This is a genomic window from Paenibacillus sp. P4_A7 (genome assembly GCF_056402455.1).
In genome coordinates this window covers 1-16466 of sequence record NZ_JBFUHJ010000096.1, presented here as the reverse complement: position 1 = coordinate 16466, position 16466 = coordinate 1, and the positions used below count along the sequence as shown (strand labels likewise).

The 16466-nt window shown below is 42.7% G+C and carries 15 protein-coding genes and 1 pseudogene; 15 read left to right on the top strand and 1 reads right to left on the bottom strand.

The annotated features are described in order from the left end of the window. The 3 genes and pseudogenes from AC1DWN_RS14530 to ftsZ all read left to right on the top strand — a co-directional run. Nucleotides 1–411 (top strand): annotated as a pseudogene (locus AC1DWN_RS14530) (cell division protein FtsQ/DivIB); the annotation flags it as partial. A gap of 260 nt (nt 412–671) precedes the next feature. Beyond that, nucleotides 672–1913 carry a cell division protein FtsA gene (gene ftsA / locus AC1DWN_RS14525; protein ID WP_477559617.1) on the top strand — a complete coding sequence of 414 codons (1242 nt, stop codon included), beginning with the start codon at nt 672–674 and terminating at the stop codon, nt 1911–1913. A gap of 216 nt (nt 1914–2129) precedes the next feature. Next, nucleotides 2130–3242, top strand: coding sequence for a cell division protein FtsZ (gene ftsZ, locus AC1DWN_RS14520; RefSeq protein WP_477559616.1), 1113 nt, complete (start codon nt 2130–2132; stop codon nt 3240–3242). Between the two features lie 921 nt (nt 3243–4163). On the opposite strand, the gene AC1DWN_RS14515 is transcribed toward ftsZ, so the two are convergent. Continuing rightward, nucleotides 4164–4844: a DNA-binding response regulator gene (locus tag AC1DWN_RS14515; RefSeq protein WP_477559615.1), complete on the bottom strand. Its 681-nt coding sequence runs from the start codon at nt 4842–4844 to the stop codon at nt 4164–4166. A gap of 649 nt (nt 4845–5493) precedes the next feature. Here AC1DWN_RS14515 and spoIIGA point away from each other — a divergent pair. The 12 genes from spoIIGA to AC1DWN_RS14455 all read left to right on the top strand — a co-directional run bounded on the left by spoIIGA (nt 5494) and on the right by AC1DWN_RS14455 (nt 16451). Beyond that, on the top strand, nt 5494–6411 hold the full coding sequence (gene spoIIGA / locus AC1DWN_RS14510; RefSeq protein ID WP_477559614.1) for a sigma-E processing peptidase SpoIIGA: 918 nt from the start codon (nt 5494–5496) through the stop codon (nt 6409–6411). Nucleotides 6412–6448: 37 nt separating this feature from the next. Beyond that, nucleotides 6449–7171 carry an RNA polymerase sporulation sigma factor SigE gene (sigE, locus tag AC1DWN_RS14505; RefSeq protein WP_475808393.1) on the top strand — a complete coding sequence of 241 codons (723 nt, stop codon included), beginning with the start codon at nt 6449–6451 and terminating at the stop codon, nt 7169–7171. A 104-nt stretch (nt 7172–7275) separates the two neighbouring features. Further along, on the top strand, nt 7276–8058 hold the full coding sequence (gene sigG, locus AC1DWN_RS14500; protein ID WP_477559613.1) for an RNA polymerase sporulation sigma factor SigG: 783 nt from the start codon (nt 7276–7278) through the stop codon (nt 8056–8058). A 181-nt stretch (nt 8059–8239) separates the two neighbouring features. Then, the gene (locus AC1DWN_RS14495; RefSeq protein ID WP_475808395.1) at nt 8240–8521 is read left to right on the top strand and encodes a YlmC/YmxH family sporulation protein; all 282 of its coding nucleotides are present in this window, start codon (nt 8240–8242) and stop codon (nt 8519–8521) included. A 150-nt stretch (nt 8522–8671) separates the two neighbouring features. After that, entirely contained in the window at nt 8672–9523 is an 852-nt protein-coding gene (gene pgeF / locus AC1DWN_RS14490; protein WP_477559612.1) for a peptidoglycan editing factor PgeF, read from the top strand. Nucleotides 9524–9526: 3 nt separating this feature from the next. Then, on the top strand, nt 9527–10246 hold the full coding sequence (locus tag AC1DWN_RS14485) for a YggS family pyridoxal phosphate-dependent enzyme (RefSeq protein WP_477559611.1): 720 nt from the start codon (nt 9527–9529) through the stop codon (nt 10244–10246). Between the two features lie 3 nt (nt 10247–10249). Then, nucleotides 10250–10705, top strand: coding sequence for a cell division protein SepF (locus AC1DWN_RS14480; RefSeq protein WP_477559610.1), 456 nt, complete (start codon nt 10250–10252; stop codon nt 10703–10705). Between the two features lie 34 nt (nt 10706–10739). Further along, the gene (locus tag AC1DWN_RS14475) at nt 10740–10991 is read left to right on the top strand and encodes a YggT family protein (RefSeq protein WP_477559618.1); all 252 of its coding nucleotides are present in this window, start codon (nt 10740–10742) and stop codon (nt 10989–10991) included. 14 nt (nt 10992–11005) lie between these two features. Beyond that, complete coding sequence (locus AC1DWN_RS14470; RefSeq protein WP_477559609.1) at nt 11006–11788, top strand: YlmH family RNA-binding protein; 783 nt, start codon at nt 11006–11008, stop codon at nt 11786–11788. Between the two features lie 99 nt (nt 11789–11887). Next, nucleotides 11888–12388: a DivIVA domain-containing protein gene (locus AC1DWN_RS14465; protein WP_477559608.1), complete on the top strand. Its 501-nt coding sequence runs from the start codon at nt 11888–11890 to the stop codon at nt 12386–12388. 489 nt (nt 12389–12877) lie between these two features. Further along, nucleotides 12878–15970 (top strand): isoleucine--tRNA ligase, encoded by a 3093-nt coding sequence (gene ileS, locus AC1DWN_RS14460; RefSeq protein WP_477559607.1) that lies wholly within the window; start codon nt 12878–12880, stop codon nt 15968–15970. Nucleotides 15971–16112: 142 nt separating this feature from the next. Continuing rightward, on the top strand, nt 16113–16451 hold the full coding sequence (locus AC1DWN_RS14455) for a DUF5665 domain-containing protein (protein ID WP_477559606.1): 339 nt from the start codon (nt 16113–16115) through the stop codon (nt 16449–16451). Nucleotides 16452–16466: the final 15 nt, after the last annotated feature.

The window sequence follows — 16466 nt, the reverse complement described above, 5'->3', positions numbered from 1 at the left end:
GCCTTCGAGTTGTCAGATCAAGGCGGAATGACCGCACTTTTGTCGAACGGGGCAAACGTTGATGCTAGCCATGATGAACTGTTACTTGTGGATAAGCCAGTGCTTTCGGGATGGTCAGCCAATGATCCAGTTAAGACAGAACTTACAAAGCAGCTTAGCAAAATTTCAGCAAAGCAATTGTCCGATCTTTCAGAAATTATTCCGTTCCCATCGTCTTCTTACCCCGACCGTATTAAAGTGTTTACGCGTACGAGATTTGAAGTGATAACCGCTGTATCTGTTTTGGGTGAAAAAATAGAAGCATTAAACGCTGTCACTGAGACACAAGAGCCTGGGAGAATCACGATGCTTCTTGCAGACACGTATGTACCATTTAATACAGAGGGTTCAGAAAATATCGAAACTGAATAAAAAGAGACTACTCATTAGGCCGAAAGAATGGTAGAATTTTAATTACAACATTTAGGCTCGATGAACTTGGGTAACATTAGGAAATGCGGACTTCGCAAGGGGCGAAGCTTAACTGGGAAATGAAAATTGTGAAAAACTTGTTGAAAAAAGAGGGAAAATATTAAGCGCGTTGAATAAGTAGAAAGACCTTAACCAAATGCAATTAATATTATTAAAAAAATTAAAAAAATAATTTTTATTTGAAACGGAGGTGCCGCGAGTTGAGCAGCAACGACATCATCGTCAGTTTGGACATCGGTACATCCAAAGTTCGTGCTATTATTGGTGAAATGAATAATGGATCCATTAATATTATTGGAGTTGGATCTGCCGACTCGGAGGGTATTCGCAAAGGAGCAATTGTAGATATTGACCAGACTGTCCAATCGATCCGTAATGCAATAGAGCATGCGGAACGTATGGTAGGCATTCAAATATCAGACGTTTACGTAGGTATTCAAGGCAATCATATTGCTTTGCAAACTAATCGTGGCGTTGTTGCAGTATCCAACGAGGATCGTGAAATTGGCGAGGAAGATATTGAAAGAGTACATCAAGCATCTAAAGTTGTCGCATTACCACCGGAGCGCGAGATTATTAATTTGGTTCCAAAACAATACTTAGTTGACGGTTTGGAAGGAATTTCAGATCCGCGGGGTATGATTGGTGTTCGCCTTGAGGTGGAAGCGACAATCGTTACTGGAACGAAAACTGCGATACATAATTTAATGCGATGTGTAGAGAAAGCGGGACTTCGTATTTCTGGCGTCATTTTGTTATCGCTAGCTTCTGGCGTTATGGCGTTGACAAAGGATGAGAAAATGATGGGAACTGTGCTGACAGATATCGGTGCTGGTTCTTGTACGATTGCCATCTATGATCAGGGTGGATTGGTTGCGACATCAACACTGCCAATAGGCGGTGAATATGTAACGAACGATATAGCATACGGCTTGCGTACGCAAAGTGATCAAGCTGAGAAAATAAAATTGAAGTACGGCTGTTCCAATGTAAATGATTCGGCTGAAGACGTAAAGTTCAAGGTTGTTCGTATGGGCAGTAATGTGGAGAAAGAATTTTCCCAGACAGATCTAGCAAGTATTATTGAACCTCGCATGCAAGAAATTTTTCACTTAGTTCGTGAAGAAGTTCGTAAACTTGGGTATGGAGATAAAGTAAATGGTTATGTGCTTACAGGCGGCACCGTATCTATGCCAGGCACATTAGCATTGGCTCAGTCCGAGCTAGAATCATCTGTACGTATCGCACTGCCTGATTACATCGGAGTAAGAGATCCGGCTTTCAGCAGCGGCGTAGGTATGATTCAATATGTATCGAAATATATGGGAGTTCGTGGATCCGGAACAGTGAAGAAACCAGCAAGCCGCAAAGCGGGTCCAGCACCTTCAACTAAACCCGGTATGTTCGAACGAATAAAAAATATGTTTAATGAGTTTATTTGAAAATATAAGATACTATAAGTTTTATTTTTTAAAATATAACAATTTATTAGTTTCACACTTATAAAATGTTTATATTTTTTCGAGAAACCGTTCGTCCTTAAACAAGGACAACGAAGTCGTTTCTTCTTATACGTTGCTTATTTTTCAACGCGAAACGTTGATGCGCCGCCTAAAGACGGTGTTAGTCGTTTACGCTTGACTGGGGGAAAATGAAGGATGTTGGAATTCGATTTTGATCTTGAGCAACTTGCTCAAATAAAAGTAATCGGTGTTGGCGGCGGCGGCAGCAATGCGGTTAACCGTATGATAGAATTCGGCGTTAAGGGTGTTGAATTTATTACCGTTAATACGGATGCTCAGGCGCTTCATCTGGCTAAGTCTGAACATAAGCTACAAATCGGCGATAAGCTCACACGTGGTCTAGGTGCAGGAGCAAACCCTGATGTAGGAAACAAAGCAGCTGAAGAATCTCGTGAAATCATTATGAATCAGCTTAAAGGTTCAGACATGGTGTTTGTAACAGCTGGTATGGGTGGCGGAACGGGTACTGGCGCAGCTCCAGTTATCGCTGAAATTGCACGTGAGTGCGGAGCGTTAACAGTTGGCGTTGTCACGCGTCCATTTACATTTGAAGGTCGCAAGCGTTCTGGACAAGCAGAGCTTGGTATTGAAGCGCTGAAAGAAAAAGTAGATACACTTATTGTCATTCCAAATGATCGTTTGCTTGAAATTGTAGATAAAAAAACTCCGATGCTCGAAGCTTTCCGTGAGGCTGATAATGTACTGCGTCAAGCTGTACAAGGCATCTCTGACCTGATTGCTGTACCTGGACTCATTAACCTTGACTTTGCAGATGTGAAAACCATTATGACTGAACGTGGTTCAGCGCTAATGGGTATCGGCATTGCAACAGGCGAGAACCGTGCAGCAGAAGCTGCAAAGAAAGCAATTATGAGTCCGTTGCTAGAAACTTCAATCGACGGAGCACGTGGCGTTATTATGAATATTACTGGTGGCAGCAATTTATCTCTATATGAAGTGAATGAAGCTGCTGAAATTGTTATTTCAGCATCCGATCCTGATGTGAATATGATTTTCGGAGCAATCATTGACGAAGAATTAAAAGATGAAATCAAGGTTACTGTTATTGCGACAGGCTTTGAACAGAAAGCCCCTGCTCCTGTGCGTCGTGCACAGCAAACAGAGGTGTCATCTGAAACTCGTCAGACGAGTAATGCTTCGACAGTTAAGCCTTTTGGAGCTAATACATCAAGTGATCAGCTTGAAATTCCTGCATTCTTACGTAACCGTCCGCGTAGCGATCGATAGGGATATAGGATATAGGAGAACCGCATTACCAGAGAAGCTGGTAATGCGGTTTTTTGTTGTTGATGTGTTGTATTGTTTCCGTAGCTGTCCACTAAGCGATTTGTTTATTCTTTGCTGACACTGTGTTCAGTAATAGGAGAGGATAGCGTAGGCATACTCTGCGATTTACTTTTGTATGAAAAGTATTGTAAATCGAGCTGTAGTGGTCTTTATTGGACTGTAGCGGATACAGACCTTCGAAAGGCTACGAATAAGAGCTGCAAGCGATAATACGTAATCCCCCCTTACATAGCGAGGCTGCGCATGTTTAGCGAATGCAGAAATCTTTAGGCACGAACAGGAATACATCAAAGCATGCGGACAAGCAAGCATGAAAATACGAGAGCACAATCGCACCAGAACAAGAAAGCAAACAAGTAGTTAAACTCGCAACCGGCAACCCCACAAACCAATAACCCATCAAGAGCGTAACGGCAAACCAATAAGCCCTCAAGACGGCAACCGAACTCGAACACGAACCCGAACGCCTGCAAGACGGCAACCGAGCCCGAACTCGCAACCACAACCCGCAAACCTAACTAAAGATTAAAAAACTAGCGTGGATGTAGAGACAAAAAGCCTTAAGCTCGAAAATCGAGCTTACAGCTTACAATTTTGGTGATTTATAGCTCATAAGCCCCTAAATCATGCTTACAGAAAGGAATTTCCATCCAAGAAGCGGAAAAAGTGAGCTGTAAGCCCAAAAATCGAGTTTACAACCCCGAATCTGAGATGATTTGTTGTCTGTAAGCGCAAAAATGGAGCTTAAGTGTTTGACGGCTCTCCATTAGACAGAGAATGAGTATAATTGAGCCGAACTTATGCCGAAATATAAAAATAAACTTTTATGTTGTGTAATGAATTGACCATATCAAATCTGAATTATATTTGTAATCTCTTTTTATTCAAGTAGTCCATATTGACCTTGTAGCATCGTATTCTTTGGTTTCCATCACCAGCTGGCAACAGACTATGTTTTTGTCTCATACTATGAAGAAGCTTTTGCGCTCGATTTGTACTTATTTGTAAAAACTCACTTACATCGGATGGGCGAATGTGATGATGCAATCTCATAGCTAATCTAATGATTTCTAACTCTAAAATATCATCGAGACTAGTTTGTTCAGCATGACCAACTAATCTTGACCCCATAAATTGTTGGAGCAATTGTTGGCAAAAACGAGGTTTTTCATTTACATCATCATATGAGAAACGTAGAATTTTCCAACCGTCTAACACTAGGTGGTTTTGTCTTATTAACGAATCAGAAAACTGCCAACGCGTTATGTTGCCTGCATGTGAACTGAATCCATCAATTTCGATAGCAAGCGATAATGGATATTGTATGTAAGCAAAATCTAAATAACGAGTTCCATCTCGAAAATCAGCAATTTCATACTCAGGATTTAAATGCTCAAATTGTTTGAAGGCTGGGTACCAGACATTTTCTAAAAACTTCTTTTCAGCATGGCCATGTCCTGTTTCGAACCTACCTTTCCTTTCCCCTTTTTGATTATGGAAATGCTTCTCCACCCACTTCGTGTAATCTAATTCAAATGTCATAACCTCACAACCTCCCTAAAATAAAAACACCGCTCTCAAGGGGAATGATTAATTCCCGTGAAAGCGGTGTTCTACACGGCTCAATTGTTATGCTATTATTCCACAAATCATAACGTATATTCCCAATTACTTCAACCTCAAAAATGAAGATTAAGTAGCAATTTTTTGATAAAAAGCTGTTTGGAAGAGTTTTGATAGTTTACAACTTATGTGACGAAGTAGCATGAACTAGTATATGTAGACGATAGCAATTTATTTAGCATATGAAAGATAACCAAAAAGATAGTCAAGCTAGTTTGCAATAATACATATAGTTACTCCAGCCCAAGATATTGCAAGCAGAAACAAACCTAGCTAATGGCTAGCAAATCTACGTTTCGTTACGCAACTTCATAATTGGTGGAGAGCATCATTACATCGACATTTTTTACAGCTGTATCTGTGCTTGGACTTACTTGTTAATCGTGACTTTTCACCTAAAGCTAGATGAGAGTATGGCGGATTTTATATGGTTACTCGACAAAAAAAGATGTGTCATGCCGTCATGAATAGACAGACTTTGAAATAGGATTTTAATATACTAGTCTCAATCGTTTCCCGGGTGTCAGCCGCAAACCCGTTTACCTACATTGGCAGGAAGGTGACCGAAGTGGCTGTTTATGTAGATGTTATGTTTTTGCAGGAGCTGCTCGTTGATGGCGCAGTTCTATTAACTACCGCGTGGGCTCGTCATCAGAAGCCGCGACCGTGGCGAGTGCTGCTCGCTTCTGCTGTAGGTGCTTGTTATGTCGTTTTGATGTTATTTCCACAATTGACTTTTATGTTTACGTTAATTGTGAAAATTGCCATGTCGTTGTTAATGGTTTGGATTGCGTTCGGATTTACGACGATTCAACATTTTCTACGAAATGTGGCTTCGTTTTATGCGGTTAATTTTGTTGCAGCCGGAGCTATTCTAGGCATTTATTATTTGCTTATGAATGGATCAGATGAGGTTTGGAGGACGATGAAGTCCGTGAACGGCAGTGTGAATGTGCAGCTGAAGATGAGTATATTTTATTTAATTGCTGCGTTTTGTATCGGATTGTATATATACCGTGCCGTATTAACGCAAAAAAGAGAACGGGAGCTGGTGCATACTCATTTAGCAGAAGTAAAAGTGACGATTGGCGATCACATTCAAACTTGTATTGGTCTGATCGATACGGGCAATCAGCTCTACGATCCACTAACACGTATTCCGGTTATGGTTATGGAAGCCGTACTTTGGCAGGATGAATTGCCTGAGTCATGGTTAAATAGCATTCGAGATGCACAAGTAGATCAGCTTGTGGCGGGATTGGATAGTGAACCCTTTATTTGGCAAGACAGGCTTCGTCTCGTACCCTATAGAGGCGTTAACCGCGGCACACAATTCATGTTAGCGCTTAAACCAGATGTAGTTGAAATTACTCGAGAAGGCCAGGTGTTTGAGACGCGGAGAGTTCTAATTGGACTTGATGGCGGCAAGCTTACGTCCGATGGAGCATATCGAGCGATTATCCATCCGTCTATGGTACAACAGTAAATTACGCATTTTCATAATTTGAGGAGGGATGGGTCTGATGCTCGTCAAGTATAAATTGATCCTGCAGTTATATTATTACCGGGTTTTATTTTTATTCGGACTAAAAAGTGAAGAGATTTATTATATTGGTGGTAGTGAGGCGCTCCCGCCTCCATTGACTCGTGAGGAAGAAGAATATTTGCTGGAAAAGCTGCCCACGGGCGACACCGCTATCCGAGCAATGCTAATTGAGAGGAATTTGAGACTTGTAGTATACATTGCTCGCAAATTTGAAAATACCGGCATTCATATTGAGGATCTTGTATCGATAGGCGCGATTGGACTTATAAAGGCAGTTAATACATTCGATCCTGAAAAGAAGATTAAGCTTGCCACCTATGCTTCTCGCTGTATTGAAAATGAAATATTGATGTATTTACGTCGTAATAGTAAAACGCGTACTGAGGTTTCGTTCGATGAGCCTCTCAATATCGACTGGGATGGAAATGAGCTGCTGCTTTCTGATGTGCTTGGAACGGAAAACGATACGATTTATCGCAATATTGAAGAGCAAGTTGACAGGAAGCTGCTGCACAAAGCTCTAGATAAACTATCAGAGCGCGAGCGAATTATTATGGAGCTTCGTTTTGGACTTGCTGATGGAGAAGAGAAGACTCAGAAGGATGTTGCAGATCTTTTAGGCATATCACAATCGTATATTTCTCGCCTAGAGAAGCGAATCATAAAGCGGCTTCGCAAGGAATTTAACAAAATGGTTTAGAATTCTTTTGCTGATTGTTGTTGTCGAATGATGTCACATTAGGAATAAAAAGAGTACTCAAGGAGATAATGTACATTAATGTTTCTCCTTGGGAGGTAATCACGTTGACCCGAAATAAAGTCGAGATCTGTGGAGTGGATACCGCTAAACTGCCAGTCCTTACTAATGTCGAAATGAGGGAATTGTTCACAGCATTGCAAACACGCAATGAGTGGACAGCAAGAGAGAAATTAGTTAACGGCAACTTGCGTCTAGTGCTTAGCGTTATACAACGGTTTAACAATAGGGGAGAATTTGTAGACGACTTATTTCAAGTTGGCTGCATCGGACTTATGAAGGCGATAGATAATTTCGACCTTGGTCAAAATGTCAAATTTTCCACCTATGCCGTACCGATGATTATCGGAGAAATACGCCGTTACTTGCGAGACAACAACCCAATTCGTGTATCACGCAGTTTGAGGGACATTGCTTATAAGGCATTGCAGGTCAGAGACAGCTTAACAAACAAAAACTCACGCGAACCGACGATATTTGAAATATCGGAAGCATTGAATGTACCAAAAGAAGATGTAGTGTTTGCACTCGATGCCATTCAAGATCCAGTTTCGTTGTTTGAGCCGATCTATCATGACGGTGGAGACCCGATTTATGTGATGGATCAGATTAGTGACGAACGCAATAAAGATGCATCTTGGATTGAAGAAATCGCATTAAGAGAAGCGATGCACAAGTTGAACAGTCGGGAAAAAATGATCTTGTCCATGCGATTTTTCGAAGGGAAGACGCAGATGGAGGTTGCTGATGAAATCGGCATCTCCCAGGCTCAAGTATCACGGCTTGAGAAATCAGCTATTCAGCAAATGCAAAAGCATGTTAAAACATGAGGAAACGGTGCCGAGAGGCACCGTTTTTTTGTTTTAGTGAAAATTCAAGGCTGATACCATCTTCAAATCGAGGTTTATCGCAATGATTTTTTGGTGGAGTAGGACATTTTGGGCAAATGTCTCATATAGTTATAGAAGGCGTTAACGGACGAATATCACATTGGAAAAGAGGTGAAACAAAATGAAAATATCTGATTTCCAAACGAAGGATGTAATAAATATAGTGGACGGTAAAAAGTTGGGACAAATAACCGATTTAGAACTCGATTTACGACAAGGTAGGATTGATTCCATCGTTGTTCCTCAATTCACGAAGTTTATGGGTATTTTTGGAGGGGGAGGAACAGAGGTTGTAATCCCCTGGAGAAACATTGTGAAGATCGGTGCTGACGTTGTTCTGGTCCGCATGGATGACAATAAAGCGCTGCGATCGGAAGAGGATGATTTGCACGTTCGGACGTAACACGGTAAAATTAACCTTAGCAAATGCTTACGAAGTAGGTTTGTTCCACAAACCTAAGCAAATGCTTACGAAGTAGGTTTGTTCCACAAACCTAAGCGAATGCTTACGAAGTAGGTTTGCTCCGCAAACCTTTAAAGAGGTGAAAGTCAGATGGAATCATTTCAACCCTTGCAAATAGCGAAGAAGCCTTCGCTTTTTTTGTTGTCAGAATGGCAAACAAAATACGACCGATTGACTGCAGGCTTTACAGGCAGGGACGGCGGTGTTAGCGATGCTCCGTGGGCTTCTTTAAATATGGGCTTGCATGTAGGAGATCGTGAAGAAGATGTCGTGACGAATCGTCAACGACTGACGGATGCGATTGATTGGCCATTCGAAGCATGGACATGCGCAGATCAGGTGCACGGAAACCAAGTTTATCAAGTGACGGAGAAGGAAAGAGGTAAAGGTAGAGCCTCACTGCAAGATGTGATCGCTAATAGTGATGCGATTATGACGGATGTGCCAGGTGTGCTGCTTACTTCCTTTTATGCGGATTGTGTACCTTTGTATTTTTATGATCCTGTGAATGAAGCGATAGCATTAGCGCATGCTGGTTGGAAAGGGACGGTACAACAAATAGCCGYAGAAACTGTTCAAGCTATGACAAAAGCATATGGATCGAACCCGGAATCGCTCGTTGCAGCTATAGGACCGTCAATAGGCAGCTGCTGTTATGAGGTTGATGGACCGGTTATTACTCAGGTCAATGAGCTCCTTGAAGGGTTGAACCTGAGTGATGAAATACTTTCAGCAATGCTAACAATGAATGACAATGGCAAAGCAAATATAAACTTGAAAGAATTAAACCGACAGATTATGATAAAAGCAGGAATTTTGCCGATCTATATCGAAATAACAAAGTGGTGCACTGGCTGCAGACGGGATTTATTTTATTCCCATCGCAAAGAAGAAGGCTTGACCGGCAGAATGGCCAGCTGGATCGGCATTCGGGAGAGGTGAAGCATGAGTAACACATTAGACAATAGAATAAAGCTGGTAGAAGAACGTATAAGGCGAGCATGCGTCCGGTCTGGACGGAGTAGAGAAGATGTTCAGATTATTGCAGTAACGAAATATGTGTCGCTAGAGACGACAGTGAGCGCATTAGAGCATGGCTTACTTCACTTAGGCGAGAATCGCTGGCAAGATGCGCAGACCAAATGGGAAGCAATTAGCGGACCTGCTGGGCAAGCTAAAGAAGGACAACCTGTTTGGCATTTTATTGGATCCTTGCAAACGAACAAGGTAAAGGATGTTATTGGTAAGTTTACATACATGCATTCGCTGGACAGGCTGTCGCTTGCGAAAGCGATCAACAAGCATGCAGAGCAGCTTGGCATTGTTGTTCCTTGCTTTATCCAAGTTAACGTATCAGGCGAAGATTCAAAGCACGGCATTGAGCCGGTGCAGCTACTTTCGTTCACAGAACAAGTGCAGCAGTACTCTTCTCTTAAGGTTATTGGCTTGATGACAATGGCTCCTCATGAAGCTGAACCGGAACAGACCAGATCTGTTTTTAGGGTGCTTCGTGGGCTGAGAGATGAGATTCAGCAGCATTCACCGCAGATGAAAGACATAACACAATTATCAATGGGTATGTCAAATGATTTCGAGGTGGCGATAGAAGAAGGGGCGACTTGGATTCGTTTGGGTACCATACTAGTAGGAAAAGAGGAGGAATAACTAATGAGCGTCATGAATCGTTTTATGAATTTTCTTGGTTTGCAAGACGAAGAAGAAGTAATCGAACGTGAGACAATAACTCAAACTCAATCGGATGAACAAGAACCTGAAACTTCTCCCTTCGAGGCACGTAAAAATACAAAGAGCAATAACGTTGTCAGCATTCATTCACAGAAAAATGTTCGGGTCGTACTTAGTGAACCGCGGTCGTATGATGAAGCGCAAGAGATTGCCGACCATCTGCGTTCACGCCGTGCTGTTATAGTGAATCTTCAACGTGTTCGAACCGATCTAGCTGGTCGGATTGTTGATTTCCTGAGTGGTACAGTGTACGCTTTAAACGGCAGCATTTCTAAGCTTGGTCCCAATATTTTTCTGTGCACGCCGGATTCAGTAGAAATACAAGGTGCCATAACGGATATGCTTGCAGAGGATAACGACTACAATAGAATGAGGTGACCTTGATTTGTTTAATAGTGTTTATGATTTAATTATGACTTTGCAAAGTATATACAGCTTTATGATCATCGGTTATGTGCTGATGTCTTGGCTTCCTAATGCAAGAGAAAGCTTTATTGGTGTATTTCTTGGGAAGATCGTAGAACCCTATCTTGGCGTATTCCGTAGATTTATTCCACCAATTGGCGGGATGCTTGATCTTTCGCCGATTATCGCGATCTTCGCTCTGCGTTTCATCGCAGCTGGTTTGGTTGCTGTTATTGGCTTCTTGATTAATTTATTTTAAGGACATGACGAACTATGAAAACAGTTATATATGATCATTTCCACCCCGATGAGAAGGTATTTGTTGATCGGGCAATGGAATGGGTAGAACGGTCCGCACAGCAGCATGAGCTGAAGCGGACCGATTTTTTAGATCCGAGACAGGCGCAAATATTGGTAATGCTGGCAAACCGCAATCCTGATGTGACCTTACGCTTAGATGGGGGTTATGAGCAGGCAGAGCGTCAAAGAGCAATTATCGGTCCTGATTATCGAAATTTAGATGACGAGGCTGTCGGTATTTCTGTGCTCAAGGTCAGTGGTCCTAGTCAGGCAGAATGGGAGCTTGATCATGGTGATTTCCTGGGTGCTTTGCTTGGACTAGGCATTAAACGTGATCGTATCGGTGATATTCATGTGCATGAACAATTTTGTCATATCATGATTATGGATGAAATAGCCGATTACCTGAATATACATCTTAGACAGGTTCACAGGATTAACGTTTTAACGGATGTCATTCCTTTGACTGAATTAAAGACTGTAATTCCTAAGCTTGAGGAAATGAGCCTGTCTGTTGCATCAATGAGACTTGATGGAATAGCAAGCGATGTATATCGCGTGAGCCGATCCAAAATCGTCGATCCGATTCGAGCTGGCAGATGCAGAGTTAATTGGAAGTCCGAAGAGGATCCATCCAAGCAGCTGCGGCAAGGGGATGTCATTTCATTCAAGGGCTTAGGCAGGTTTAAGGTGCTTGATGTGGATGGTGTGACAAAAAAAGGCAGGATCCGCGTCAAGGTTGGTAAATTTATTTGAATCATTGAAGGATTTGCGGTCTGCTTGTCGAATTTGTCTTCTACAATACATAGTATGATACGGTTTTCCGTGTTACAAATAAGTTGAGGAGGTGCGCCAATGCCGTTATCGCCATTGGACATACATAACAAAGAGTTTGGACGCAGATTACGTGGCTACGATGAGGATGAAGTGAATGAGTTTCTAGATCAAGTCATTAAAGACTATGAATCCCTCATTCGTGAAAATAAAGAGATGCAGAATCAAATGCTAATGCTGCAAGAAAGACTGAATCATTTTACTAACATTGAAGATTCACTTAGCAAAACGATTATTGTTGCTCAAGAAGCAGCCGATGAAGTAAGAAGCAATGCGAAGAAGGAAGCTCAGCTAATCATCAAGGAATCCGAGAAAAATGCTGATCGAATCATTAATGATTCGCTCTCTAAATCTCGCAAAGTATCACTTGAAGTGGAAGAGCTGAAGAAACAAGCTTCTGTCTATCGTGCACGATTCCGTACTCTTGTTGAAGCACAGCTTGAGCTGTTAGCCGTTGATGGCTGGGACACGCTTGAGCCGCAGCAATCTAGACAATCGGAGCATGAGCTTCTTCGTGGCTAGTGTTTAACAAATGGGCCCCCAGGACATTTGACAATTAGTCGGTATTTAAGCTATAACTAATAGTAATAAATTGATGTAGTAAACTTCGTTGATGAGAACAAGTACGTTATGGTTACACTCCAAAGAGAGCCGGCGACAGCTGAAAGTCCGGTGTGTGTTCTATTACGGAATATCCTCTCTGAGAAGCGGTGCCTAACCTGCATTTATAATCGGAACGAGCTAGCGCGTCTGTAAGAAGGAGCTGCTGGTTATAAAGCTTCGAGTGTAAAAGCAGTATTAAGTGCTGACGGCTGTCCCCCGTTATAGGGAACACGAACGATACGTTCGTGACTAAGGTGCCGCATGATGCACAGTCAATAGGACTGCTTGCTATCATCAGCTCGTTCTTAACGAGCAGTTTGTGCGGAACAAGGGTGGTAACGCGACTAAGCCTCGTCCCTTCTCATAGGGATGAGGCTTTATTTTTGTCTAAATTAGGAGGCTGGAAAGATGCAACGCGTAGATGTAAAGGAACCTGCACGCAGCCGCGAGCTGCGTGTGCTTAACCAGTGGAAACAAGAAGATACGTTTAAACAATCCATTTTGAATCGTGAAGGAAAACCAAATTTTGTATTTTATGAAGGACCTCCAACGGCTAATGGCGCGCCGCATATTGGGCATGTATTAGGGCGGGTTATCAAGGATTTTATCGGCAGGTACAAAACAATGTCTGGCTACCGGGTTGTCCGTAAAGCCGGCTGGGATACGCATGGACTTCCTGTCGAACTTGGTGTTGAGAAGCAGCTTGGCATATCAGGTAAACAAGAAATTGAGAAATATGGTGTGGAAGCCTTTATTAAGAAGTGTAAAGAGAGTGTATTTGTCTACGAGAAGCAATGGCGTGAGCTTACAGAGGCAATCGCTTATTGGACTGATCTAGACGATCCTTACATTACGTTGAAAAATGAGTATATCGAAACGGTCTGGCATATATTGTCGACGATTCATAGCAAAGGCCTGCTATACAAAGGACACCGTGTAAGCCCTTATTGCCCTTGCTGCCAAACTACGCTGAGCTCTCACGAAGTAGCGCAAGGCTACGAGGATGTAAAAGATTTGAGCGCTACAGTTAAATTCAAGCTAACGGAGACAGGTGAGTTCGTGCTTGCTTGGACTACGACACCTTGGACTTTACCTGCAAATGCTGCGCTAGCTGTAAATCCGGAGCTGGATTATATTCGTGCTTCAAAAAATGGCGAGGTATACATCGTAGCTCAAAACCTGGCGGACAGTGTCCTGAAGGATGAGTATGAGACTCTTTCCGTATTTAAAGGTGCTGAACTAGTTGGCAAAAGCTATGAACCGCCGTTTAACTACGTGCCAATCGAGAATGGTCATATGGTGATTGGAGGCGAATTCGTAAGCGATACAAGCGGTACAGGTATCGTTCACATTGCTCCAGCACACGGTGAGGACGATTATAAGGTCGCTCGTCAGAACGGTGTCAGCATGCTCACTGTCGTCAATAACGCAGGGCGTTACGTTGATGAGGTGACTGATCTGGCTGGACGTTTCGTGAAGGATTGTGACATCGATATCGTGAAAATGTTGAGCGAGAAAGGTTTGCTCTTCTCCAAAGAACGTTATGAGCATAGCTATCCGTTCTGCTGGCGCTGTAAATCGCCGCTGCTCTATTACGCGACGGAGAGCTGGTTCATTCAGACGACTGCTGTTAAGGATCAATTGATCGCCAACAATAACAGTGTGGATTGGTTTCCGGGCCATATCCGCGAGGGTAGATTCGGTAAATTCCTAGAAGATCTGGTTGATTGGAATATTAGCCGCAATCGCTACTGGGGAACGCCACTAAATGTTTGGGTTTGCGATACAACGGGTAAAGAATATGCACCAAGTAGTATTGCAGACTTGCGCGAGCGTGCAATAGGTGATGTGCCAGCCGATATCGAGCTTCATAAGCCATATGTGGATGAAATTAAATTGAAATCTCCGTTCTGTGAAAATGGAACAATGACACGTACGCCTGAGGTTATCGACGTATGGTTTGACAGCGGCTCGATGCCTTTTGCACAGCAGCATCATCCGTTTGAGAATGAAGAAACATTCGCTGAGCAATACCCTGCGGACATCATCTGTGAAGGTATTGACCAAACACGCGGCTGGTTCTTCAGCTTATTGGCTGTATCCACGTTGTACAATGGCAAAGCGCCATACAAAGCGGTTATTTCGACGGGCCATATTTTGGATGAGAACGGACAGAAAATGTCTAAATCAAAAGGCAACGTCATCGATCCTTGGGAAATCATTAACGAATACGGAACGGATGCCTTCCGTTGGGCATTGCTTGCTGACAGCGCACCATGGAACAGTAAACGGTTCTCGCGCGGCATCGTAGGTGAAGCAAAATCGAAAGTGATCGATACGATCGTCAATACGCATGCATTCTTTGCTCTGTACGCATCAATTGATGCCTATGATTATTCAGCACATGCTGAAATAAAATCGGATAATAAGCTTGATCGATGGATCCTTTCCAGACTGAATAGTCTTATTAAAACGGTGACTAAAGGGCTTAATGAAAATGATTTCCTTAATCCGGCAAAATCAATTGAGACTTTCGTCGACGAGCTTAGCAACTGGTATATCCGTCGTTCACGTGATCGTTTCTGGGGTAGCGGACTTACAGACGATAAACTGGCTGCCTACCAAACATTGCGCAGTGTGTTGTTGACGGTGTCAGGTCTAATCGCTCCATATGCGCCTCTGCTTGCTGAGGATGTATATAGCAATCTTGGCGGCGAGGGCAGCATCCATCTTACGAACTATCCGCTGGCAGATGAATCGGCGATAGATGAAACACTTGAGCGCGATATGGAAAGCGCGAAGCAAATCGTAGAGCTTGCACGTAATGTGCGGAATGAAACAGGCATAAAGACACGTCAGCCTTTGTCAGAGCTAATTGTTTCATTGGACCGTGATTTTGAAATTGCGGGATACGAGGATATCGTTAAAGATGAAATTAACGTCAAAGCGATTACGGTGCAATCATCAGACAGTGGATTTGTAGATTTCACATTAAAGCTGAACTTGAAGGTAGCCGGTAAAAAATATGGTAAGCATGTTGGACCGATTCAGGCTATGCTGAAAGGCTTGTCTGCTGAGGAGACTCGTGCAATTGTAAATGGCGGCAGTCTAGATTATGTTGGCGGTGATGGTGAGTTGCTAGAAATTGCAGTAGACGAGTTGCTGGTAGAGAAGCAAGCGAAATCCGGTTTCGCATCAGCGTCAGGAAATGGTGTTACTGTGGCTCTTAATACGGATATCACTGCAGAGCTGGAGCAAGAGGGCTGGGTTCGCGAAGTTATTAGGGCCGTACAGGATACGCGTAAGAAGCTGGATCTTCCTATTGAGAAGCGCATTAATCTTGTACTTGATGTTGATAGTGAGCTGAAAACCGCGCTAGAAGCATTCGCTAATGTACTTCAAGATAACGTTCTTGTACAGTCGGTTTCCTTTGAAACATTTGAAGGAATGGAAAAAGTTATGCTAGGCGATAAAGAAATTGGGATTTTCATTCGTGAATAAGGATATCGTATAAAGGGATAATAACAAGCGAAAAACGAGGCCGCTGTCCTTCAGTGCTGCATCAAGCGATCAGGGCAGCAATGCTTGATGCGATGCTGAAAAGGCGGACCTCGTTTTATTGTTTGCAAAGGGGATGACTCGTATGGAACCAAAAAAACCGGAAACATTGAAGGATTCGGACGAGCTATTTACTTCTTTAAGCAAGCTTGATACAAGACTTCAGCATATCGCCTCGAATATGGAAAAGACGCATATTGCAGAGTACGTTGATTTATTAAACAGGCCATGGTCGCTTATTTGGCGCAATTTGCTGTCCGGTACCGCAAGGGGTATCGGAATAGCTATTGGATTCACTTTTTTTGCAGCTACCATTCTTTACGTATTACAAATATTAGGCGCTTTGAATCTGCCAATTATTGGCGACTACATAGCCGATATTGTCCGAATTGTTCAAATCCAGCTGGATGTAAAGACCTATTAAAGCTTAGCTTAGCTC